Annotated in this window: 18 protein-coding genes; 6 read left to right on the forward strand and 12 right to left on the reverse strand. The window is 58.9% G+C overall.

The genetic code is table 11. The features are described from left to right. Nucleotides 1-82: 82 nt before the first annotated feature. Nucleotides 83-2,929 (forward strand): valine--tRNA ligase, encoded by a 2,847-nt coding sequence (locus IF654_RS17875; protein ID WP_194862183.1) that lies wholly within the window; start codon nt 83-85, stop codon nt 2,927-2,929. Nucleotides 2,930-3,020: 91 nt separating this feature from the next. Continuing rightward, nucleotides 3,021-4,037 (forward strand): 23S rRNA (adenine(1618)-N(6))-methyltransferase RlmF, encoded by a 1,017-nt coding sequence (gene rlmF / locus IF654_RS17880; RefSeq protein WP_047278355.1) that lies wholly within the window; start codon nt 3,021-3,023, stop codon nt 4,035-4,037. Nucleotides 4,038-4,107: 70 nt separating this feature from the next. On the opposite strand, the gene IF654_RS17885 is transcribed toward rlmF, so the two are convergent. Next, nucleotides 4,108-4,389 (reverse strand): HU family DNA-binding protein, encoded by a 282-nt coding sequence (locus IF654_RS17885; RefSeq protein ID WP_003440137.1) that lies wholly within the window; start codon nt 4,387-4,389, stop codon nt 4,108-4,110. Between the two features lie 398 nt (nt 4,390-4,787). Here IF654_RS17885 and yejK point away from each other — a divergent pair, with 398 nt between their 5' ends. Together yejK and IF654_RS17895 are read left to right on the forward strand one after the other, a co-directional pair. After that, nucleotides 4,788-5,792, forward strand: coding sequence for a nucleoid-associated protein YejK (gene yejK, locus IF654_RS17890; RefSeq protein WP_047277415.1), 1,005 nt, complete (start codon nt 4,788-4,790; stop codon nt 5,790-5,792). Continuing rightward, on the forward strand, nt 5,792-6,145 hold the full coding sequence (locus IF654_RS17895; RefSeq protein ID WP_047277416.1) for a glutaredoxin family protein: 354 nt from the start codon (nt 5,792-5,794) through the stop codon (nt 6,143-6,145). The genes yejK and IF654_RS17895 overlap by 1 nt, the downstream gene beginning before the upstream one ends. Nucleotides 6,146-6,160: 15 nt before the next feature. Here the strand turns inward: IF654_RS17895 and IF654_RS17900 are convergent, their stop codons facing one another. The 7 genes from IF654_RS17900 to IF654_RS17930 form a co-directional block, all read right to left on the reverse strand. Next, nucleotides 6,161-6,454 carry a GIY-YIG nuclease family protein gene (locus IF654_RS17900; protein ID WP_048376596.1) on the reverse strand — a complete coding sequence of 98 codons (294 nt, stop codon included), beginning with the start codon at nt 6,452-6,454 and terminating at the stop codon, nt 6,161-6,163. 5 nt (nt 6,455-6,459) lie between these two features. Then, entirely contained in the window at nt 6,460-6,939 is a 480-nt protein-coding gene (locus IF654_RS17905; RefSeq protein WP_047278358.1) for a nuclear transport factor 2 family protein, read from the reverse strand. 63 nt (nt 6,940-7,002) lie between these two features. Further along, nucleotides 7,003-8,322, reverse strand: a complete 1,320-nt coding sequence (locus tag IF654_RS17910; protein ID WP_094987982.1) for a CynX/NimT family MFS transporter — start codon at nt 8,320-8,322, stop codon at nt 7,003-7,005. Between the two features lie 394 nt (nt 8,323-8,716). Beyond that, the gene (locus tag IF654_RS17915; protein WP_194862182.1) at nt 8,717-9,481 is read right to left on the reverse strand and encodes an amino acid ABC transporter ATP-binding protein; all 765 of its coding nucleotides are present in this window, start codon (nt 9,479-9,481) and stop codon (nt 8,717-8,719) included. A 12-nt stretch (nt 9,482-9,493) separates the two neighbouring features. Beyond that, nucleotides 9,494-10,591 carry an amino acid ABC transporter permease gene (locus tag IF654_RS17920; protein ID WP_047277428.1) on the reverse strand — a complete coding sequence of 366 codons (1,098 nt, stop codon included), beginning with the start codon at nt 10,589-10,591 and terminating at the stop codon, nt 9,494-9,496. Nucleotides 10,592-10,601: 10 nt separating this feature from the next. Then, nucleotides 10,602-11,783, reverse strand: coding sequence for an amino acid ABC transporter permease (locus IF654_RS17925; protein ID WP_047278364.1), 1,182 nt, complete (start codon nt 11,781-11,783; stop codon nt 10,602-10,604). A 65-nt stretch (nt 11,784-11,848) separates the two neighbouring features. Further along, nucleotides 11,849-12,877, reverse strand: coding sequence for an amino acid ABC transporter substrate-binding protein (locus IF654_RS17930; RefSeq protein ID WP_194862181.1), 1,029 nt, complete (start codon nt 12,875-12,877; stop codon nt 11,849-11,851). Nucleotides 12,878-13,294: 417 nt separating this feature from the next. On the opposite strand from IF654_RS17930, the gene IF654_RS17935 reads away from it, so the two are divergent. Both IF654_RS17935 and rhlB read left to right on the forward strand, forming a co-directional pair. Further along, on the forward strand, nt 13,295-13,951 hold the full coding sequence (locus IF654_RS17935) for an alpha/beta hydrolase (RefSeq protein ID WP_047282109.1): 657 nt from the start codon (nt 13,295-13,297) through the stop codon (nt 13,949-13,951). A gap of 84 nt (nt 13,952-14,035) precedes the next feature. Further along, nucleotides 14,036-15,526, forward strand: coding sequence for an ATP-dependent RNA helicase RhlB (rhlB, locus tag IF654_RS17940; RefSeq protein WP_047277437.1), 1,491 nt, complete (start codon nt 14,036-14,038; stop codon nt 15,524-15,526). A gap of 74 nt (nt 15,527-15,600) precedes the next feature. Here rhlB and IF654_RS17945 read toward each other — a convergent pair whose 3' ends face one another. From IF654_RS17945 to IF654_RS17960, 4 genes are read right to left on the reverse strand one after another with little or no spacing between them, the layout of a single operon-like run. After that, nucleotides 15,601-16,518, reverse strand: coding sequence for a DUF6708 domain-containing protein (locus IF654_RS17945; RefSeq protein ID WP_047281177.1), 918 nt, complete (start codon nt 16,516-16,518; stop codon nt 15,601-15,603). Then, complete coding sequence (locus IF654_RS17950) at nt 16,515-19,877, reverse strand: toxin VasX (RefSeq protein ID WP_230683722.1); 3,363 nt, start codon at nt 19,875-19,877, stop codon at nt 16,515-16,517. Before IF654_RS17950 ends, IF654_RS17945 begins: the two co-directional genes overlap by 4 nt. Next, entirely contained in the window at nt 19,874-20,707 is an 834-nt protein-coding gene (locus tag IF654_RS17955) for a DUF4123 domain-containing protein (protein ID WP_047277444.1), read from the reverse strand. Before IF654_RS17955 ends, IF654_RS17950 begins: the two co-directional genes overlap by 4 nt. Continuing rightward, nucleotides 20,704-22,716 carry a type VI secretion system Vgr family protein gene (locus tag IF654_RS17960; protein ID WP_194862180.1) on the reverse strand — a complete coding sequence of 671 codons (2,013 nt, stop codon included), beginning with the start codon at nt 22,714-22,716 and terminating at the stop codon, nt 20,704-20,706. The genes IF654_RS17955 and IF654_RS17960 overlap by 4 nt, the downstream gene beginning before the upstream one ends. Nucleotides 22,717-22,767 lie beyond the last annotated feature (51 nt).

A 22,767-nucleotide genomic window follows, 5' to 3' on the forward strand; every position in this document is an offset into this window, starting at 1 on the left:
CCGCGCACAACTCGCCCTATGCGTCCCGCCCCGCTATACTTGCCGGCTTTCCTGAATTAATGCCAATAGGGTCCCGCCGCGCATGGATAAGACCTACCAGCCGCACGCCATTGAAACTTCCTGGTACAAAACCTGGGAAGAAGAAAACTATTTTGCCCCGCAAGGCGCGGGCGACCCGTACACCATCATGATCCCGCCGCCTAACGTTACCGGCAGCCTGCACATGGGGCACGGTTTCAACAACGCGATCATGGACGCCCTGATCCGTTTCCGCCGCATGCAGGGCCGTAATACCCTGTGGCAGCCGGGCACCGACCACGCCGGTATCGCGACGCAAATGCTGGTTGAGCGCCAAATCGAAGCCCAGGGCCTGAACCGCCACGACCTGGGTCGCGAGAAATTCCTCGACAAGATCTGGGAATGGAAAGACCAGTCCGGCGGCAACATCAGCCGTCAGATCCGTCGCCTGGGCTCGTCCGTCGACTGGAGCCGCGAGCGCTTCACCATGGACGACGGCTTGTCCGAAGCCGTAAAAGAAGCGTTCGTTCGCCTGCACGAAGATGGCCTGATCTACCGTGGCAAGCGCCTGGTCAACTGGGACACCAAATTGCACACGGCGATTTCCGACCTTGAAGTGGAAAACCACGACGAGAAAGGTTTCCTGTGGAACCTCAAGTACCCGTTGGCCGACGGCGCCAAGACCGCTGAAGGCAACGACTACCTGATCGTGGCGACCACGCGTCCCGAAACCATGCTCGGTGACGCCGCCGTTGCGGTGAACCCGAACGATGAGCGCTACCAGGCCCTGATCGGCAAGTTCGTCGAACTGCCGCTGGTTGGCCGCCGCATTCCAATCATCGCTGACGATTACTGCGACCCTGAATTCGGCACCGGCTGCGTGAAAATCACCCCGGCCCACGATTTCAACGACTACGAAGTCGGCAAGCGCCACAACCTGCCACTGCTGAACATCTTCGACAAAAACGCCAAGGTCTTGCCTGCCGCTCAAGTGTTCAACCTTGACGGCACACTGAACGAGACCATTGACGGCACCCTGCCGGCCAAATACGCCGGTCTGGACCGCTTCGAAGCGCGCAAGCAGATCGTCGCGGACTTTGACGAAGCCGGCCTGCTGGTCAGCGTTGACGACCACGCCCTGAAAGTACCGAAGGGCGACCGTTCCGGCACGATCATCGAGCCGTGGCTGACCGACCAGTGGTACGTGTCCACCAAACCGCTGGCCGAACCGGCCATCGCCGCGGTTGAAGACGGTCGCATCGCGTTCGTGCCCAAGCAATACGAAAACATGTACTTCTCGTGGATGCGTGACATCCAGGACTGGTGCATCAGCCGTCAGCTGTGGTGGGGCCACCGGATCCCGGCCTGGTACGACGAGTCGGGCAAGGTGTATGTCGGTCGCGACGAAGCCGAAGTCCGTGCCAAAAACAACCTGGGCCCGGACGTTGCGCTGCAACAGGACAACGACGTGCTCGACACCTGGTTCAGCTCGGGCCTGTGGACGTTCTCCACCCTCGGCTGGCCGGAAAAAACCGACGCGCTGAAAACCTTCCACTCGACCGACGTGCTGGTCACCGGCTTCGACATCATTTTCTTCTGGGTAGCCCGGATGATCATGCTCACCATGCATTTGGTGAAAAACGAAGACGGCACCCCGCAAGTGCCGTTCAAGACCGTGTACGTTCACGGCCTGGTGCGTGACGGCCAGGGCCAGAAGATGTCCAAGTCCAAAGGCAACGTACTGGACCCGCTGGACATCATCGACGGTATCGAACTCGAAGACCTGGTGGCCAAACGCACCACGGGCCTGATGCAGCCCAAGCTGCTGAAGAAAATCGAGAAGCAGACCCGCGACGAATTCGCGGACGGCATCGCCAGCTACGGCACCGACGCCCTGCGCTTCACCTTCTGCTCGCTGGCCTCAACCGGTCGTGACATCAAGTTCGACATGGGTCGCGTCGAAGGCTACCGCAACTTCTGCAACAAGATCTGGAACGCTGCCCGTTACGTGCTGGACAAGGGCGAAGACTGCGGCCAGAACGGCGAAGCCTACGAATTGTCGCTGGCCGATCGCTGGATCATTTCGCAGTTGCAGCGCACAGAAGCCGAAGTGACCCGTCACCTCGACCAGTTCCGTTTCGACCTCGCGGCACAAGCCCTGTACGAGTTCATCTGGAACCAGTACTGCGACTGGTACCTCGAACTGTCCAAGCCGGTACTGTGGGACGAAAACGCGCCGGTAGAACGTCAGCGCGGTACCCGTCGCACACTGGTGCGCGTGCTGGAAGTCGCGTTGCGCCTGGCGCATCCGTTCATGCCGTTCATCACCGAAGAAATCTGGCAGCGCATCGCGCCGCTGGCGGGCGTTGAAGGCAAGACCATCATGCTGCAACCGTGGCCGGTGGCGAACGAAGCACGCATCGATCAGGCTGCCGAAGATGACATCGAATGGCTCAAGGGCCTGATGCTCGGCGTGCGCAACATCCGCGGCGAAATGAACATCGGTCCCGGCAAGCCGTTGCAGTTGTACGTGAAAAACGTCAACGCCGAAGACCAGCGCCGTCTGGCCGAGAACGATGCCTTGCTGAAAAAGCTGGCTAAACTCGAATCGATCACCGTGCTGCAAGACGGCGCCGAAGCCCCTCTGTCAGCCACCGCACTGGTGGGCGAGATGGAAGTGCTGGTGCCGATGGCTGGCTTGATCGACAAGGATGCAGAACTGGCGCGCCTGGACAAGGAAATCCAGCGTTTGCACGGCGAAGTGGCCCGCGTAGGCGGGAAACTCTCCAACGCCGCGTTCGTTGACAAGGCCCCGGTCGAAGTCATCGACAAGGAACGCGCCAAATTGGCCGAAGCCGAACAGGCTTTGAGCAAGTTGGCAGAACAGCACGCGCGGATTTCCAGCCTGTAAACACGCTGCGCACCTGATCGCGGGCAAGGCCTGATGCTCCTGAGGGAGCCTCGGGGCTTGCCCGCGATTGCTTTTGTGGAATGAATTGAACATGACAACCCCACGCACTTCCAAAGCCACACGCCACAAACCCAAGGCGCCCGGCGAAGCCAAACCGGCCGCACCGCGGGTCAAACCGAGCCTGCACCCGCGCAATCGCCATCAGGGCCGTTACGACTTCCCGCAGCTGATCTCGGTGTGCCCCGAACTGGGCCAGTTCGTGATCATCAACCCGTACGGCAAAGAGAGCATCGACTTCGCCAACCCGGACGCCGTGCGCGTATTCAACCGCGCCCTGCTCAAGGCCTTCTACGGCATTGCCCACTGGGACATCCCGGCCGACTACCTGTGCCCGCCAGTCCCGGGGCGCGCCGATTACGTGCATTTTCTGGCGGACCTGCTGGCCACCCTCAATGACGGCGTGATTCCGCGTGGCCCGAGCGTGCGCGTGCTGGACATCGGCATGGGCGCCAACTGCGTGTACCCGCTGATCGGCCATAGCGATTACCGCTGGCAGTTCCTCGGCACGGAAGTTGACACCATCGCCCTGAAAGCGGCCAAGGCCATCGTGCAATCCAATGGTCTGAACAAAGCCATCAGCCTGCGCCAGCAGCCCAACCCGCAGAAGATCCTGCTGGATGTGCTGGAAAGCAGCGAACGCTTTGACCTGAGCATGTGCAACCCGCCGTTCCACGCCTCACTGGACGAAGCACAGCGCGGCAGCGAGCGTAAATGGCGCGCACTGGGCAAGGCAGACCCGAAACGCAAGTTGCCGGTCCTGAACTTTGGCGGCCAGGCCGCCGAGTTGTGGTGTGAAGGCGGCGAGCAGCGCTTTGTCACGCAGCTGATCCGCGAAAGCGTGCAAGTGGGCCGTCAGGTGCTGTGGTTCAGCACACTGGTGTCCAAGGCGTCCAACCTGCCCGCCATCCAGACCGCCCTGAAAAAAGCCGGTGTGCGCGAGAGCCAGGTGGTGGACATGTCTCAGGGCAACAAGCAAAGCCGCTTTGTGGCCTGGACCTTCCACGACAAAGAACAGCAGCAACTGTGGCGCGAAAAGAACTGGAAATAACCCCCCAACTTGCGCGCACAAAAAAGCCGCGCTCCGGATCACTCCGGGGCGCGGCTTTTTAACAAGTGTCTTACTTGTTTACAGCGTCAGTCAGGCCTTTGGCCACAACGAGCTTGATCACTTTCTTGGCAGCGATTTCGATGGCTGCGCCAGTCGAAGGGTTACGGCCAGTACGGGCAGGACGCTCGGTCACTTTCAGTTTGCCAATACCTGGCAGAGTGATTTCGCCGCCATTTTCCAATTGATCAGCAACGATCTGAGCCAGTTGGTCCAGAGCGTTACGCGCGGTAGTTTTCGGCGCGTCGATAGCTTCAGCGATATCGGCGATCAGTTGGTCTTTAGTAATAGCCATTGAGATGTTCCTTCCCTATCAAATTCATTTGGTTTGCAGAGTGCAAAGTCAGCTATCGAGCCAGATAGTTAGGGTCTGGCACGCCCGTTTGCTTTCACGACGAATCGCGGATGTAGAGTGCTGAAACAGGGTTTGGTTCGACCTGACACATGCTGAATCCGCGCTTTGCGCCGTTACCCGGCGCAAGACGGGGCAAAACTAGCACAGAGACGGCCAAATATCCGCCTCTACCTGCCCATTTGGTCAGCTTTATCGCGTTAAAACCGTAAAAAAACGCCTCCCGGCCGACAGAAGCCCCCTAAACCCCGGTGCGAAGGCCGTCCAAAGGCTCAGGTGCGTTACACTTGCCGCTTTTGCGGGGCCTGCCCCCTGTCTTCTGATAACTCGCCGAGAAGCCCATGCCGATCCGTCATTGCATCGTTCATCTGATTGAGAAAAAACCCGACGGTACGCCCGCTGTTCTCCACGCCCGCGACAGCGAACTGGCCGAGTCGCAGGCCATCGAGAACATGCTGGCGGACCTCAACGAAAGCTATAACGCCAAACAAGGCAAGGCCTGGGGCTTTTTCCATGCCGAATCCGGCGCGCATCCGTTCAGCGGCTGGCTCAAGGAGTATCTGGACGGCGGCACCGACTTCACGGCCTTCAGCCGCGTGGCGGTCGAGCACCTGCAAAAACTGATGGAAGAGTCCAACCTGTCGGTGGGCGGGCATGTGTTGTTCGCCCACTACCAACAGGGCATGACCGACTATCTGGCCATCGCCCTGCTGCACCACAGCGAAGGCGTGGCGGTGAACGCAGAACTGGACGTGACCCCGTCGCGCCATCTGGACCTGGGCCAGTTGCACCTCGCGGCGCGGATCAACCTGTCCGAGTGGCAGAACAACAAACAGTCCAAGCAGTACATCTCGTTCATCAAAGGCAAGAACGGCAAAAAAGTGTCCGAGTATTTCCGCGACTTCATCGGCTGCCAGGAAGGCGTCGACGGGCCGGGCGAAACCCGCACCCTGCTTAAAGCCTTCAGCGATTTCGTGGAAAGCGAAGACCTGCCCGAAGAGTCGGCACGCGAAAAAACCAAAACCCTGGTCGATTACGCCAGCAGCCAGGCCAAAATCGGTGAACCGATGGGCCTTGAAGAACTCTCCGAACTGATCGACGAAGAACGCCCAAAAGCGTTTTACGACCACATCCGGAACAAGGACTACGGCCTCTCGCCGGAAATCCCGGCCGACAAACGCACCCTTAACCAGTTCCGCCGCTTCACTGGCCGCGCCGAGGGCCTGTCGATCAGTTTTGAAGCGCACTTGCTGGGCTCCAAGGTGGAGTTCGACGAAGAGGCGGGCACGCTGATCCTCAAGGGCTTGCCGACCCAACTGCTCGACCAGCTCAAGCGCAATAAATAATGTTCAACGGGATCCTGAAAAAAGTCCTGTTCGTGCTGGTGGTCGTGGTGATCTTTCAGAACTGGGGCAAGATTGAGCGCGTGCTCAATCCCTCGGGCGTTGTGGCCGAGCAGACCCGGGCCAACGCCCGGGTCGTGCTCTACGCCACCGAGTGGTGCGGGTACTGCAAAGCCACCCGCCGCTTTCTCGACGAAAAAGGCATCCCCTACACCGAATTCGATATCGACAAGGACCCCGTCGCCCGCAAAGCCTATGAAGCATTGGGCGGACGCGGGATTCCGATCCTCGACGTGAATGGCACGCTGATCCGTGACTTCAAGCCCGAGGCGATCCTCGACGCAGTGAAACCGTGATCGGCGTCAGGGTGGTCAGGGCCGGCACTGGCTCGACACCAGACACTCTTTGGCGCTCTTCCTGAGCTTTTTGATCAGCCGCTCCTGACGCAGCGCCTCGCCCTTGTCGGGCCAGGATTCGACATACACCAGTGCCACCGCCGGGCTGGATGCAAAGAAGCGCGCGCCCTTGCCGCTTTGATGCTTGGCAAACCGCTTATGCGGGTCATCGCTGATACCGCAATACAACGCCCCGTTGGCGGCCCGCACCAGGTACACAAACCAGGGCTTGCTCGTCGCTGTCGCTTCGCAAGATTGCGTTATTGCCATCACGGTTACAGCCCTTGAGCGCGCGCCTGAAAAGCCTTGAGCCCCTTTCTCGCCTGGGCGCGGATCGCATTTTTCACCAGCGGCGTCCATCCCAGCAGCGTGCCTTTGATGCCCAGCGCCTGACGCGACCAGCGCCACAGGTCGAAATGGTCATGGTGCTCGCAGATTTTGCCGTCGCGAAACACAAAGCGTGCCTGGATGTCATTGATGACAATCGCCCCGGTCTGGCTGAACACATAGGTGGCCACCCAGTGCGCACTGCCCTGCTGATCGTCAGCCTGCACGGTGTTGAAGCTGAGGGTGAAGTCCTTGGCCCGAGACGTGAGCATGCGCCACATGTCGCGCGCATCCTGCCCCCTCAGTTCACCGAACACCGGATCGCTGAACAGCACGTCTTCGGTGTAACACTGCGCCATGGTTTCAGCATCCAATTGCTGGAATGCTTGATAAAAGCGCGTGATCAACGCGTGGTGGGCTTGGCTCATGACGGGGTCCGTGCAGGTGGAATTCGTGCACGATAATCCGACATGAGCAGAAACTCTATGGCTTCAGACCTTCTCGCTGACGACATTGACGAATTTCGCACGCCCTGCCCCCAGCCCGGCAATGATTGCACCGATGCCCACAACGCCGAAAATCCAGCCCAGGGCGTCCCAACCACCGGTCAATTCGTGAACCAGCCCCACGGCAAACGGGCCCATCGACGCCACGGTGTAGCCGATGCCTTGCGCCATCCCTGACAGGTTGGCCGCCACGTGAGCGTCTCGCGAACGCAACACGATCAGGGTCAGCGCCAGGCTGAAGGTGCCGCCCTGCCCCAGGCCCAGCACGATGGCCCAGCCCCACAATCCGTCCAGGGGGGCGTACAGGCAGCCAAACAGTCCGGCCAGGGTCATGCCCATCACCAGCACAATGGCGACGCGTTGATCCTTACCCCGGGTGGCCAGCCAGGGCGCCGTCAAGGCGGTGGCCAGTTGCACGATCACCGAACCGGACATCACCAGCCCCGCCTGTGTCGGTGTCAGCCCGCGGCCGATCAGGATCGACGGCAGCCACCCAAACACGATGTAGGACAACGACGACTGCAAGCCCATATAAAGCGTGACCTGCCACGCCAGCGGGTCGCGTAACAACCCGCGCACCCGGTACGCCACGTTATGCGCGCCCTGTCGCTTGCCGACTTGCGGCAGCCAGAAGACGGCGGCAAGCACCGCCGGCAGCGCCCAAAAACCCAGTCCCAACGCCCAGCTGTTGCCGAAGTAATGGCTCAGGGGGACCGTCGCCCCGGCCGCCAGCGCGGCGCCGAGACAGAGTGCCATGGTGTAGACCCCCGTCATGGTGCCCGCATGCCCGGCGAAGTCCCGCTTGATGATGCCCGGTAACAGCACACCGATCACCCCGATGCTGGCACCGGCCAGAATGCTTCCGGCGAACAGCCCGACCTCACCCAGGCAACTGCGCAACACAATACCGCCGCCCAGGGTCAGCAAGATGCCCAGCACCACCCGCTCGGTGCCGAATCGCCGCGCCAGGATCGGCGCCAGGGGCGCAAAAATGCCGAGGCACAACACCGGCAAGGTGGTCAGCAAGCCTGCTTGCGCGGCCGACAACCCCAATTGATCTGACACCTCCCCCAACAGCGGCGCCATGCTCGACAACGCCGGGCGCAGGTTCAACGCCACCAACACCAACCCCAGCAACAACAGCCAGGGGCGCAGCACCACGGGAGACGCTTGCTGGACCCCCTCGTCGTCCGCCTCGGCATCAATCAGCAGTTGATCCAGATCTTCCAGATGGCGTACGGGTTCGAGGCGGTCGTTAGGGTGTGGCGGATTGCTCGTCATGGCCTGCTCCGGTTCAAGGTTCATTGATCAACGTCCGGCTAAGTGCCATCGCCCGTTGAGGGTCTTGTTGTTTGACAGCGGCCAGCCGTTCGATGTGCCGATCGAACACCGACGGGCGGCGCGGGTGAGTATTCACTGTGTGACGCAACGGGCCGCTGACGCCACTGACGATGCAGGCACACCGCTTGCTGGCGCAGGCGTGTACGCGGCATTCATCAGGCGCAGGGGCAATGACAGGTCGCAGCCGATGTCGGTATTGAGATCGCCACTGGGGTACGTGGCGCGGGCCTCAACAGATTCGGGACATCTTAGCCAGACGAAGACGCCGGGGGCAAACCGGGAGTGTGGGGAGTCGCGGCCGCAGGCTGCACGCTTTTGAGGAGGTAACAGCGCGCAGCCTGCGGGTAGTGCTACAGGCTTAGTGCAGGATCTGGTTCAGGAACAGCTTGGTCCGGTCATTTTGCGGGTTGTCGAAGAAATCATTGGGGGCGGCTTGCTCAACGATTTCGCCTTTATCCATGAAGATCACCCGATTCGCCACGGTCCGGGCAAAGCCCATTTCATGGGTCACGCAGAGCATCGTCATGCCGTCTTGCGCCAGGCCGATCATGGTGTCGAGCACCTCCTTGACCATTTCCGGGTCCAGCGCTGACGTCGGCTCGTCAAACAACATGATCTTGGGCTTCATGCACAAGGCCCGGGCAATCGCCACGCGCTGCTGCTGACCACCGGACAATTGCCCTGGGTACTTGTGCGCCTGCTCGGGGATGCGCACCCGTTCCAGATAATGCATGGCTATTGCTTCGGCTTCACGCTTGGGCATCTTGCGCACCCACATCGGGGCCAGCGTGCAGTTTTGCAGGATGCTCAGGTGCGGGAACAGGTTGAAGTGCTGAAACACCATGCCCACCTCACGGCGCACACTTTCGATCTGTTTGAGGTCATTGGTCAGCTCGACGCCATCCACCACGATGCGCCCCTGTTGGTGCTCTTCAAGGCGATTGAGGCAACGGATGGTGGTGGATTTGCCAGAGCCCGACGGGCCGCACAGCACGATCCGCTCCCCCGGCTGAACCGTGAGGTTGATGTCTTTAAGCACATGGAACTGGCCGTACCATTTGTTCACCCCGAGCATCTGGATGATGCCTTGCGACTCGGCAGTCTGTTTGATGGCTTCACTCATGATGCGCGTCTCCTAATGCTTGTGGCCGGTGTCCAGCTTGCGCTCCAGGTGCATGGAGTAGCGGGACATGCCGAAACAGAAAATCCAGAACACCAGAGCGGCGAACACATACCCTTCGGTCGCCATGCCTAGCCATTTGGGGTCCGCAGCCGCTTGCTTGACGCTGTTGAGCAGGTCAAACAGGCCAATGATGATGACCAGGCTGGTGTCCTTGAACAGGGCAATAAAGGTGTTGACGATGCCGGGGATCACCAGCTTCAAGGCTTGCGGCAGAATCACCAGCCCGGTACTGCGCCAGTACCCCAGGCCCATGGCCGCCGCGGCCTCGTACTGACCCTTGGGGATCGCTTGCAACCCGCCGCGCACCACTTCAGCCACGTAAGCCGACTGGAACAGAATCACCCCGATCAACGCCCGCAGCAGCTTGTCGAAGTTCATGCCTTCGGGCAGAAACAGCGGCAGCATCACTGACGACATGAACAACACGGTGATCAGCGGCACCCCGCGCCAGAACTCGATGAAGGTCACGCACAGCACGCGGATGGCGGGCATGTCGGAGCGGCGCCCCAGCGCCAGCAAAATCCCCAGTGGCAGCGCGCCCGCAATGCCCACCGTGGCAATCACCAGGGTCAGCATCAGGCCACCCCACTGGCTGGTGGCCACCGGGCTCAAGCCCCAATAACCACCGTGCAGCAAGGCGTAGGCCAGCAGCGGGTACACCACCAAAAAGACCACGCCGTAGACAGCCTTGTGCCGCAAGCGCGAAACGAACAGCGGCGCGGCTCCCAGCACCGCCAGCCAGACGCTGAGGTCCACGCGCCAGCGCAAGGCCTGCGGGTAGTAGCCATACATGAATTGACCGAAGCGTTGCTGGATAAACACCCAACATGCGCCGTCTTTGGTGCAGTCCTCACGGGTGGTGCCCACCCAGTTGGCATCGACAATCGCCCAGCTCAGCAATGGCGGTACGATCAGCCACACCAGATAACACGCAAGCAGTGTCAGCACGGTGTTGAACGCACTGGAAAACAGATTGGCCCGTGCCCATGCCAGCAGGCCGATGCGTGTGCCCGGTGGAGGCAAGTCCGGTTTGAAAACATGAGTCGTCATGGTCGCGCCCTCACCGTTCGATCAGCGCAATGCGCGTGTTGTACAGGTTCATCAGCAGCGAAATGCTGAGGCTGATGGCCAGGTACACGCTCATGGTGATGGCAATGACCTCGATCGCCTGACCGGTCTGATTGAGCACCGTCCCTGCGAACAGCGACACCATCTCCGGATAACCGATACCCGCCGCCAGTGACGAGTTTTTCACCAGGTTCAGGTATTGGCTGGTCAGGGGCGGAATAATCACCCGCAACGCCTGGGGGATGATCACCTTGCGCAGCGTCGGCCCCGACTTCAGGCCCAGCGAATGCGCCGCCTCGGTCTGGCCGTGGCTGACTGACTGGATGCCCGAGCGCACGATTTCAGCGATAAACGCAGCGGTGTACACCGTGAGCGCGAGGGTCAGGGCCAGCAGCTCCGGGATCAGCACCCAGCCACCGACGAAATTGAAGCCCTTGAGCTGCGGCATTTCCCAGTGCACCGGACTGCCGGTCAGCCACACGCAGATGCCCGGAATCACCACCAACAGCGCCACGGCCGCCCAGAATTTATGAAACGGCACCCCGGTGTCTTCGAAGCGCTTGTTGGCCCAACGCACCATCAGCACCACCGCCGCGATTGCCAGCACGACACTGATGACAAACGGCCAGAACGCCTCGGTGCCAATCGCGGCGGGCATGTTCAGCCCGCGGCTGCTCATGTAGAAGGTGTCTGCAATGGTGTGACTGTTGCGCGGCAGCGGCATGGTCAGGAACACCGCGAAATACCAGAACAGGATTTGCAGCAGTGGCGGAATGTTGCGAAACACCTCGACATAGACCGTCGCCAGCTTGTTGATCATCCAGTTGGGTGACAGCCGCGCGATGCCAATGATGAAACCCAGTATCGTCGCCAAGACCACGCCAATGGCCGAAACCAGCAAGGTATTGAGCAGGCCGATGACAAATACACGGGCATAACTGTCGGACTCGGTGTAATCGATCAAATGTTGCGCGATGCCGAACCCGGCACTGCGCTCCAGAAAATCAAACCCCGACGTAATGCCCCGGTGCTGCAAATTGGTCTGGGTATTGTCGAACAGATACCCGCCCAGCCAGACCACCAGCACCACGGTGACGATCTGAAATACCCACCCACGCACACGTGGATCGCTCAGGCTGAGCCTGGGCTTGAGTGCGCCGACTTTAGTCTGCATGTTGAACCCCTGAAAAAAATGGACAGAACATCACCCGGCCAGGTGGCGGCCGGGTGACAGCGCTATCAGCGCACAGGGGGTGCGTATTGGATGCCACCGTTGTTCCACAAGGCATTGAGGCCGCGGTCGATGGCCAGAGGGGTGCTTTTGCCGAGGTTGCGCTCAAACACTTCGCCGTAGTTGCCGACCTGACTGACAATCTGCACGACCCAATCTTTGGGCAGCTTCAAGTCTTTGCCGTATTCACCGTCGGCACCCAACAGCCGCGCGACATCCGGGTTTTTCGTCGATTTGGCTTCCGCGACCACGTTCTGGGAGGTGATGCCCGCTTCTTCTGCATTGAGCATGGCGTAAAGGGTCCATTTGACGATGCTGAACCAGTCCTCATCGCCTTTGCGCACCACTGGCCCCAAGGGCTCCTTGGATATGGTTTCCGGCAGCACCACGTAATCGTTCGGCGTCGCCAGTTTGCTGCGCTGCGCGTACAGCTGCGATTTGTCGGAGGTCAACACATCACAGCGCCCGCTCTCCAGCGACTTGGCGCTTTCGTCAGAGGTGTTAAACGTGATGGGGGTGTACTTGAGGTTATTGGCGCGGAAGTAATCAGAGACATTAAGCTCCGTGGTGGTGCCCGCCTGAATGCAAATGGTGGCGCCGTCCAGTTCCTTGGCACTGTTGACGCCCAGTTTTTTATTCACCAAAAACCCCACGCCGTCGTAGTACGTCACGCCGGCGAACACCATGCCCATGCCCGCGTCACGGGAGCTGGTCCAGGTGGTGTTGCGCGACAGTACATCCACCTCGCCCGATTGCAGCGCCGTAAACCGCTCTTTGGCATTCAACTGGCTGAACTTGACCTTGGTCGCGTCGCCAAACACAGCGGCGGCCACGGCGCGGCAAATGTCCGCGTCAATCCCGAGAATTTTCCCGGACGCATCCGGCACCGAAAAACCGGGCAGCCCATCACTCACTCCGCATTGCACAAAGCCTTTCTTCTTCACGCTGTCCAGCGTTGCGCCCGCCTGGGCAAAACCGCTCATGCCGAGGACAACGACTGCTGTGGCCAGGGCCAAAGTGGATTTCAACTGCTTCATTCAAACCTCCAAGTGTTGCTTTTATTGTGTTTGAACAAGACCCGCCGCCCCCTTGTGAGGCACTGTTGACCCGTGTTGGCTTTAAATGAGGTCAAGCGGCATAAGTCTTGAGCGATGGGTACATCGCACGAACCTTCAAACTGAAGCGCTCACGTGAGCTGCTGAACTCCTTGTCTCGCTTCACCTTCAGGCTTTTTGCTATCCCCCCGACGGCCGTTGCCTGTTAGTGTTACCGCCGGAAATACGCAGTGGCGCCCACAGCTCATAGCAAAGCGCGTACCACTCATACGCTCTGAACAAATGCGCGCTTATTTTCAGAAAAATCGTTCAAGCAATAGACATTTTCGCCAAACGTTAAACGAACTCGCACTTCAGCCGCGCACCGTGATGGCGCGCCTGCACACCGATGGAGCAACCATGACCGAGCCTCTTATCCTCGACCCTAAAAAGCCCGCAGACGCCTGTGTTATCTGGCTTCATGGCCTGGGCGCGGACCGCTATGACTTCGTGCCGGTGGCCGAAGCGCTGCAAGAAAGCCTCCTGACTACACGTTTTGTTTTGCCGCAGGCACCGACCCGGCCAGTCACCATCAATGGCGGCTATGCCATGCCCAGCTGGTACGACATCAAGGCCATGAGCCCGGCCCGGTCGATCTGTGAAGACGAGCTCAATGAGTCCGCCCGCACGGTCATTGAGTTGATCGAAAAGCAGAAAGAACAAGGGATAGACGCCAGCCGTATTTTTCTGGCCGGGTTTTCCCAGGGCGGCGCGGTGGTGTTTCACACCGCGTACCAGAAATGGCAGGGCGCATTGGGTGGCGTAATCGCCCTCTCCACCTACGCGCCAACCTTCAGCGATGAGATGGAACTGTCCGCCAGCCAGCAGCGAATTCCAGCCTTGTGCCTACACGGTCAGTACGACGATGTAGTCCAAAACTCCATGGGACGTACGGCGTATGAACATTTAAAAAGCCGCGGCGTGAGCGTTACCTGGCAGGAATACCCAATGAGCCATGAAGTGTTACCTGAGGAAATCCGGGACATAGGCGTCTGGCTCAAAGCGCGCCTGGGTTAAAACCGAAACATCCTGTCGTTCACTACGCCGAGCACGCGACTTGCATTACACTGCCCGGCGTACACTCCTTAACCAACTGATGAGATGACCGTGCTCAAAGCACTCAAAAAAATATTCGGTAAAAGCGAGGCTGAGCCGCTCGCGCCAGCTTGCACAGCACCTTCCAGCAGCCCCGGCCCGCGAACCGACGCGCCACAAAGCGCCCAGCCTGCTCCCGCTTCTGCCTCGGTGACCACGCCCGACGCACAGCCCGTTGCCCCTTCTGCACGCGACGAAAAACCGAAACCGGCCAAACCTCGCCGGGAAGCGGCACCCAAACCGCCGGTTATCCCCTGGAAACTCGAAGACTTCGTGGTCGAGCCGCAAGCAGGCAAAACCCGCTTTCACGACTTCAAGCTTGCGCCCGAACTGATGCACGCCATCCAGGACCTGGGCTTTCCTTATTGCACGCCGATTCAGGCGGGCGTATTGGGTTACACCCTCTCAGGCCGCGATGCGATTGGCCGCGCACAGACCGGCACCGGCAAAACGGCGGCGTTCCTGATTTCAATCATCAGCCAGCTGACCCAAACGCCACCGCCCAAAGAACGCTACATGGGTGAGCCCCGCGCCTTGATCATCGCGCCGACCCGCGAGCTGGTGGTGCAAATTGCCAAAGACGCGGCCGACCTGACCAAATACACCGACCTCAACGTCATGACGTTCGTGGGCGGCATGGACTTCGACAAGCAACTCAAGCAACTGGAAGCCCGTCACTGCGACATTCTGGTGGCCACTCCGGGTCGCCTGCTGGACTTCAACCAGCGCGGCGAAGTGCATTTGGACATGGTTGAAGTGATGGTCCTCGATGAAGCCGACCGCATGCTGGACATGGGCTTTATCCCGCAGGTGCGCCAGATCATCCGCCAGACCCCGCCCAAAGCCGAACGCCAGACCTTGCTGTTCTCTGCGACCTTCACCGAAGACGTGATGAACCTCGCCAAGCAATGGACCACCGACCCGGCCATCGTGGAGATTGAATCCGAAAACGTGGCCAGCGACCGTGTCGAACAACACGTCTACGCCGTCGCCGGGGCCGACAAGTACAAGTTGTTGTTCAACCTGGTGAATGACAACGGCTGGGAACGCGTCATCGTCTTTGCCAACCGCAAGGACGAAGTGCGTCGCATCGAAGAACGCCTGGTACGTGACGGCATCAACGCCGCGCAACTGTCGGGCGACGTGCCCCAGCACAAACGCATCAAAACCCTGGAAGGCTTCCGCGAAGGCAAAATCCGCGTGTTGGTCGCCACCGACGTCGCGGGCCGCGGGATTCACATCGACGGCATCAGCCACGTGATCAACTTCACCCTGCCGGAAGTGCCGGACGACTACGTACACCGCATTGGCCGTACTGGCCGAGCGGGTGCTGACGGCGTATCCATCAGCTTTGCCGGTGAAGACGACTCGTATCAGCTGCCCGCCATCGAAACCAAACTGGGCCGCAAAATCAGCTGCGAAACCCCGCCAACCGAACTGCTGCGCCCTGTGGTACGTGCCGTGCGCAAACCCCACGACCCGACCGAAACGGCCTGATCGATCCGGCCAGCCCCTTGCTCGCGATAGCGGTACGCCTGCTTCGCGAGCCGGACTGGCACGTCTGGCACTGACTAATCGCGCAATGCCAGCTCCGCTTCGCGCTGCGCAATGGCCGCCTCCAGCTCGGGCGAGCGCTTGGCCCACTGCTCGGGTGGTATCGGTTTAGACCACTCAACAATCTCCGGCCAGGTTAATTCTGGAGGGGGGTTTAGTTTTAGCTTGTGCACGGCGCTAATGAACAACACATTAAATACAAATACACCGAAAAAGCCTTCCCATAGCAATGCCAACGGCCAGCCCTTGCGACTGGCAGCCTCGCCCAGTTGCTCCCAATAGGTTGCTAATACCCCCTTGGTGTACGGATGATATTGGGGTGGAGTATCAACTGCGTCGGGCCCGATTTCCATGTAACTACGCATACACTCCCAGACCATTTTTGAGGCCCTGGTACTGCCACTGGCAAAAGAAAAACGGCAGTATTTAACTTTCTCATCCGCCTCAGGGTCAGGATTTTTGAACACCACGAGCAATCCCCCGCCTGTTGAATATTTTCCTGCTTGAGTCATTGAATAACACTCAGTCGCTTGGGCGACAACGGTTTCCCACGGAACAATCCAATATTCGCTAGCATTAATCGGAACGCAAACTTCTCGACGCTGGCGATTAAAACGAGCAGGCAAAGGCACCGGCTTTTTCAAGACAGTGACAAGAAGATAAATAGGATAAGCAAACAAAATGACGCCCAAGTAAAGAACATCCCAATCACCCCAAAAAAAGGCAACCGCAGTAAAAATTAATATATTTACCCATAACACGACGATAGCCTGACCTATTGCGAATAAACCGACATCCATATAAACGTCATTTTTTATCCACACACTACCCAGCACGTCATTCGCAACTTCTCCGGTTGGCACTGCTAACGGCGCCAAATATTCGTTTTGTGAAAAAAAACCTTTCTGACTTGTACCTGCTGGCGGAAGAGTCATTCCCTAATACTCAAGGGCTTTAAACTTTTACCATGGTCTTCGATACGCACACGTAAACGCTCAGCTTTATTCAATTCTGGAGTTGGAGCATCGCGTACCTCCACCAAACCGATGAGCGGAGAGCAAGTAAATGCGAGCCCTTCTTGCCCCCCAATAAACTCTGACAGGTTCAACATTGAAGTGATGGGGGTTCGGTATCGTATACGCACCGATACCAGACGAGGTTGAGTCCCAAGAACATCAGGCACAAGGTTAAACAGTCCCGACAAACGTATACCCTGCCCTTCCTTATACGGTATCCAGTTACACGTACTGGTTTCAATCCAATACTTACCTATATCCCGCATCGGTCTCGGCGGGACGACAAGATGGCCAGAGCCGTTATTTTTAATCATGTTTCTATAAGCAATCGTATCAACAGGATCACCCACTATAGAAATATCAACATACGAGCCATAAAAACCAGCACCTGGCAAATCCACTGTCAGAGATTCAACTGTCGAGACATATCGAAAACCGTCCCAGTTATCCACTAACTCTTGGCTGGACACGTTTTCAAAACTGAGGCGCGGCGTAAACAGTATATTCTGTAACTCCATCAACTCTTTAGCCTGGGCTTCGTACGCAATAACTTCCCACTTCCCCGCCCTCAACTTTGACCAACAGCAATGAGCAAGAAAATTCTGTAAGGGCGTCCGCTGCATGAACCAAGAAACCACATAAAACACGCCTAAGACCGCTAATACCACATTAATCGGTCCCAACCATCTTAAATAACTGGCCTGTGCTAGCGCGACCCCATAGCTTGCAACCATGCTTTTAGAGGTGTGTATTATACCGAGCATCGCCTGTACGCCAGACGCTATAGCAAATCCCGCAGATACTGTCTGCCGCACTTTCAACCACGGATCTAAATTTCCCTGCATGTTATCTAGTTGAATTTGAAGTGCTTTGTATTCCATAAATGCTGCTATGGAAGAAAGAAAGCCAAGAATGCCACCCAGCATTGTCATAACGGAGGCGATGTATGAAGTTCTACCGGCCTTCAAAGAAATGACTTCAACGCCTCTCCCTCCCCAAAAACCCTTCCTGACCTGCGCATCAATCACCGCCACCAACGCGGCTGCGGCATATAACGTCGCGGACGCTGTCTCGTACTGACGCTGTTGATCCACCCCTTCCAGCACCTGCGCCTGGCTCAGATAACGCCCCGCATTCCAGCTATTGAGCAGCAATGCCGCCAATGCAATCACGCCGCCACTTTTTTGTACCGCAGGTGAGTTAACGATATTGGCGACGTGCCCTGTGCCGATGGCTTTGCCTGTTATTTTTGCCCACTGAATAAGGTCTTCGGCCGCTTTACCGACCAGTTGCAACACCTGCCGTCCGCCCTGATTAATCAGGCGCAAGCCGGTCTCACTGCCCACGCGCACGGCAACCATGATGCTCAACCACGCCCCGCTTAACGGCGTGCCGGGCTCACCGCCCAGTAACAGCAATGCAGCCCCCAAGCGTTTGATCAGGCTATTCCACGCACTGTCAGCCTCGCGAGCAAGTTCGGCGAGGTTGGCAAGGATCGGCGCACCCAGCGGGCCGAGTATTTTGATCAATGCCTGTTCGGCGTTGGCCTGGTTTTCCAGACTCAATGCCGCCATCAACTCTGCGGACCGGCTAATGCCGATGACCGCCGCCTCCAGGGTCGGGCTCCAGCCGTAGAACAACTGACGCAAGGCGCCTTGATCGGCACTGCGCACGTAGTCGGCGTATTGCTCGGCACCTTGTTTGCGCAGGCATTGCGCGCTCAGGCAGGCCATGGCCAAGTGGCCAAGCCATGTCAGGTGAGCGGGGTTGTGGAAATCGACAAACCACGTGCCGCTATGGTGCCGAAGCAAATACACACCCCGGTCGGCATAGAGACGGGTATGGCGCTGTTGAACCTGAGCGAAATGGTTGGGGGCCGTGTGGTCCAGCCAGGTGTTCATGGCCGGCAAGTCAATGTACTGCTCAACCTTTTCACTGACGAAACGGTTTTCCAGGTTGGCCACTTTTGACGCTCGGTAATCGCGTACCAACGCTTCAACTTCGGTGTGCAATTGAGCCGGAATGAATTCACGTACCGAGGCTACCGTGCGTTTTATTTGATCATGCACTTCTGCCAGCCTGGCAGCACCTGCCCAATATTTTGAAATACGCCCGCGCCGTTGATTCAACCGTGCTTCTTCGCGAAACAGTTCTTCCAGATCGCGATCCGCTTTGAGCAGTTGCTCACCCTGCTCCGGGGTCAGCTCAAGCTCATGCTCGCGGTAGCGATAACTCACCTGTCCCGCCACTTCAGCGCCGTCCTCGGTGATCAGGCTGCGTATGAAGCCGCCAATGCTCAAGCGAAGTTGGTGGTCCTGCTGCCATTGTTCATGGCGGCTTTCGACTTGTTCCTGTTCGTGATTAATGTCACGCAGTACGCCCAGATCATCATCCAGGCATGCCAGTACGGCATACAGGCCTTGAGCCTGTTGATGCGCGCCCTCCAGCACGTGTTGCACAGTGAAAGGCGCCCACTGCACCGCACTCCACTCACCAGGCACGGTGTGCTCGGTGGTCATCTCAGGGTGGCTCGCCGCCACACGGATGCGCTCGTTATTCCAGCGCTGAGCGTCCAGCCATTGGGTGATGTTGTGCGTAAGGTTGTCCGTCGGACGGTTTTCGAACACTCGTCGCGCCCATTGCTGTTCGTGGGCCTTATGCGCTTTACCGTTGTGCAGATGGTCAAGGGTCACGGCTCGCGCATAGGTTTCAGGGATTAATTCGCCCATGAGCTGATCCGCCTCATTCAGCGGCACGCAATGGGGGGTCCGAAGTTCATTGGCGAGCTGGCGCAAATCAATAACGCGCATGTGTTGGGCGCGTGCCTGTGGATCCGCTAACTGCTGGCACGCCTCAGGGGTGAGCGGGTATTCGCTGTAGAGCATCCAGGCAGGCTCATGTTTGCTGAGCGTCAGTCCAAACAGTTTGCCACGCTCGACCCGCGTGTCATCGGCCTCCAACGGTTGTTCATGGAGGCAGCGGTTGATTGCCACGGCATAGCGTTTTAGCCCTTCACTGCCTTGCCACACATACACAAACCCTTCGCGTAGCAGTCGTGCGGCCATGGGGTGGCTCTGAGGCGTAACACCCGGTTGAGCGGCCGCGTGTGTGGACGCCTCTTCGCTCAACGCATACCGAACGGGCAGCACAAAAACATATGGTTGGTAGGCGGGGCATTGGCCCGCGACGCTGTTGACATCGATAGATTCATGACCACAAGCGGCCCGCTCGGCCGCCTCCAGACGTGAGAGTGTGGCGAGTATTTGTTCGTGGCTCATGAGGCAATCTCTGCGCATACAAGCTGGCGTTTAAATTCAGCCAGAAGCTTATCCAGTCGCTCTTTGGGTGAACCATCACGAGAGGCCAATAACTGGCGATACACCGTGTGATCAGGTCCATCAGGAAAGGTGTCACCGAAATGGCCGTACACACTGACCCAGCGCATCACGTCATCCACTGCGCTGTACCCTTGACGCTCGGCACTGCAACAGCAAGCACTGGCCCATTGCTTCTGCCCGGCTGAATCCAGCCCATCTAAATACGCCGGAAAAAACTGCTGACAGTGCGCCTGTACGCGCTGCAGAACAGCCTCTCGCCCTGCTTGGCCAAGGTGCTCAAGCTGTTGCGCATCCAGGGTTAGCCATGGGACATGCGCATACTCGGCCCCCACCCGGGCAAGGCCCTTACGGTGTAAATCACCCTCAGGCAAACGAATCAGGCTCACGGGGCCCATCAACCTGTCACGCTCACCGGCGGCCAGGTCTTGCAACCATAAACGGGCAATTCGTGGGTCGTAGTAACGAAATAAAACGCTGACATCGCCCTCCACCCGGACATGAATCAGGCTGCGCAAGTGCTTGATCAAGCGTTCTTCGTCTGCATCACTTTCAAGCCAGATGCCTGCTGTGGCTTGCCAATGCGCGTCGAAGGCCTGCGCCAACGGGCTATGGGCCTGCACGGCAACTAACAAAGGGCCGTAAAATGCCAGCTCGGCGTATTGGGTCATCAGGTACAAAAAATGAGGCCTTGATCCGGGGGCCAATTCACACACTCGGGCTTGAAGGTTGTCGATCTGGCAACTGTCGAGTAACAAGTAAGCGCGGCTCATGCGGGTGTGCTCCGCATTTTTTCGCAGACAGGGCAAATGGGTTTGGCGCCACGCGCGGCCGCCATCAGTGCTTCGATTTGCGGGCCTGGTGCCAGCGCGATCAAAGGCTCGACAGGGTTCGGTATGGCTGGCATCGCGGGCGTGCCCGGTATTGGCACGCCTCCCAGTTGAATGGGCGAACTGCAATAAATCCCCGCCGCACTGATGACGATATGCTGCCCGCCCGCCTTCAGCGTCAGCGCTGCGCCCGCTTCCAGCACCACCATGGCGCCCGCCTTGAGGTGGATTTCCTGCCCGGCTTCGGCCAGCACGCTCTGTCCGGCACGGGTATGGGCGCTGGTTGCAACGTGCAGATGATCGCTGCCCAGGATCTGCACTTTGCGGTCCGCGCTGACGGTGCGCTGTTCTTCGGCCTGGAGCACGCTGATGCTGTTGCCGGTCACGGTTTCGCTGCGCTGACCGTCGACCTGCAAGCGGCTGTCGTGTTTGATGTGTTGCTCAAGGTCACGCTGCGCATGCAGGTAGATCAGCTCCTGGCCTTGGCGGTCTTCGATGCGCAGTTCGTTGTAACCGTTGCCGCCGGGGGTGCTGCGGCTGCGGAACACGCTTTGGCTCTTGTTGGCCGGCAAGTCCAGCGGTAACGGGTTGAGGCTGTTGGCCAGGCACCCCGAAATGATCGGGCAGTCCGGGTCGCCGTTGACGAAGTCCACCAGCACTTCCATGCCGACCCGCGGCACGCTGACGCCGCCATAGCGCGCCCCCGCCCAGCTCGACGAAACCCGTAGCCAGCAACTGCTGCGTTCATCGGTGACGAGGCTGCGGTCCCAATGGAATTTGACCCGCACCCGGCCATACGGGTCGCAATGGATTTCTTCGCCCGCCGGGCCGGTGACGCGGGCGGTCTGGCTGCCGAAAATGCGCGGCTTTTCGTACACCGTCGGGGCCCGAAAGGTGCCGATCTCCGGCGTTCCTTCAAAAGTGTTGCGATAGCCCTGAAACCCTTCGTCGGCGGCGGGCGCCGCTTCTTCCAGCACTTGCGGCTGGTGGCCTTCATGCCGCACGCGGGTCAGCAGCCACTGCGCGTTGTTTGCAGGGGTCGGGTGCTCGCTGAGGGTCAGAAAATGCCCGCTGAGCAAGGCGGGCTGATCGCTCTGGCCGCTGACCACGCAGTGTTGGGCCTGATGGCGCTCCAGCGTGCGCAGGCTATGACGCAGGCCTTCTTGATCGCGGGTGAAGCGGCCGGGGTAGGTGTAGCGTTCCAACGGGCGCATGCTGGAGGGCGAATGGCTGTCTGCCTCAAGGGTGCGCCCGGCTTTGTCGAAGTCGTAATCGCGGGTAAACGTGCGGTTGGTGCAGGCTTGCAGGCTCATCTGAAAGTCATGGACGACAGGGCCTTGCGCAACCAGGCCACTGCCCGGCACGTAAGGTGTGGGCGCTTTGAGCGGGGTAAAAGCCTGTTGTTTATCCCCGAATACCAGCTCATGCCTGTCGGGCGAATGCCTGAAGTAATAGTGAAAACCTTCCTCAAAACACAGCCGCTGGATGAAGTGCAGGTCCGACTCGCCGTATTGCACGCAATAGTCGCGAGGCGGGTACTCCGAGAACCCGGCAAAGCTATAGACGTCACTGAGCAGGCCGTGCTCTTCAAGCACCTGCTGGATGATCTGCTGCACGCTCAGGTGCTGGAAAATCCGGTGGTTGGTGCGATGCGCGAGGTACGCAAGGCTTGGGACCAGGGTCAGGCGGTAATGGGTCAGGCGCTTACCGGTACTGGCGCGAGTGATGCGCTCAATCTGGCCATGAATGCCGTGACCGGGGCCAAACGAGAGCCAGGCGGGCTGGTGCAAGAGGGTTTCGAGGTCAAGACTGGCCCGTTCACTGACCAGTTGAATGTCAAAGGAAAACGGCTCGCTGATGGCCTCTTCGCCTTTGAAAGCCAGCACCGAAAAGGGCTGGTCGCTGCCCATGAGGGTCAGATGGAAGCGGGTTTGGCGGCTAACGGTGGACATCCTTGGTTCCTCAGAAACTGAGGACGGGACGCTACAGGATTAGCTTAGGAA

It is taken from the genome of Pseudomonas lundensis (assembly GCF_015377145.2).
GTDB lineage: Bacteria > Pseudomonadota > Gammaproteobacteria > Pseudomonadales > Pseudomonadaceae > Aquipseudomonas > Aquipseudomonas lundensis.

What these genes read in the sequence shown, in the direction of transcription:
- IF654_RS17915 (WP_194862182.1), bottom strand. Translation starts at nt 9,481, where the DNA reads ATGAGTGAAGCCATCAAACAGACTGCCGAGTCGCAAGGCATCATCCAG.
- rhlB (WP_047277437.1), top strand. Translation starts at nt 14,036, where the DNA reads ATGACCGTGCTCAAAGCACTCAAAAAAATATTCGGTAAAAGCGAGGCT.
- IF654_RS17920 (WP_047277428.1), bottom strand. Translation starts at nt 10,591, where the DNA reads ATGACGACTCATGTTTTCAAACCGGACTTGCCTCCACCGGGCACACGC.
- IF654_RS17925 (WP_047278364.1), bottom strand. Translation starts at nt 11,783, where the DNA reads ATGCAGACTAAAGTCGGCGCACTCAAGCCCAGGCTCAGCCTGAGCGAT.
- yejK (WP_047277415.1), top strand. Translation starts at nt 4,788, where the DNA reads ATGCCGATCCGTCATTGCATCGTTCATCTGATTGAGAAAAAACCCGAC.
- IF654_RS17950 (WP_230683722.1), bottom strand. Translation starts at nt 19,877, where the DNA reads ATGAGCCACGAACAAATACTCGCCACACTCTCACGTCTGGAGGCGGCC.
- IF654_RS17955 (WP_047277444.1), bottom strand. Translation starts at nt 20,707, where the DNA reads ATGAGCCGCGCTTACTTGTTACTCGACAGTTGCCAGATCGACAACCTT.
- IF654_RS17960 (WP_194862180.1), bottom strand. Translation starts at nt 22,716, where the DNA reads ATGTCCACCGTTAGCCGCCAAACCCGCTTCCATCTGACCCTCATGGGC.
- IF654_RS17885 (WP_003440137.1), bottom strand. Translation starts at nt 4,389, where the DNA reads ATGGCTATTACTAAAGACCAACTGATCGCCGATATCGCTGAAGCTATC.
- IF654_RS17945 (WP_047281177.1), bottom strand. Translation starts at nt 16,518, where the DNA reads ATGACTCTTCCGCCAGCAGGTACAAGTCAGAAAGGTTTTTTTTCACAA.
- IF654_RS17930 (WP_194862181.1), bottom strand. Translation starts at nt 12,877, where the DNA reads ATGAAGCAGTTGAAATCCACTTTGGCCCTGGCCACAGCAGTCGTTGTC.
- IF654_RS17895 (WP_047277416.1), top strand. Translation starts at nt 5,792, where the DNA reads ATGTTCAACGGGATCCTGAAAAAAGTCCTGTTCGTGCTGGTGGTCGTG.
- rlmF (WP_047278355.1), top strand. Translation starts at nt 3,021, where the DNA reads ATGACAACCCCACGCACTTCCAAAGCCACACGCCACAAACCCAAGGCG.
- IF654_RS17900 (WP_048376596.1), bottom strand. Translation starts at nt 6,454, where the DNA reads ATGGCAATAACGCAATCTTGCGAAGCGACAGCGACGAGCAAGCCCTGG.
- IF654_RS17910 (WP_094987982.1), bottom strand. Translation starts at nt 8,322, where the DNA reads ATGAACCTTGAACCGGAGCAGGCCATGACGAGCAATCCGCCACACCCT.
- IF654_RS17875 (WP_194862183.1), top strand. Translation starts at nt 83, where the DNA reads ATGGATAAGACCTACCAGCCGCACGCCATTGAAACTTCCTGGTACAAA.
- IF654_RS17935 (WP_047282109.1), top strand. Translation starts at nt 13,295, where the DNA reads ATGACCGAGCCTCTTATCCTCGACCCTAAAAAGCCCGCAGACGCCTGT.
- IF654_RS17905 (WP_047278358.1), bottom strand. Translation starts at nt 6,939, where the DNA reads ATGAGCCAAGCCCACCACGCGTTGATCACGCGCTTTTATCAAGCATTC.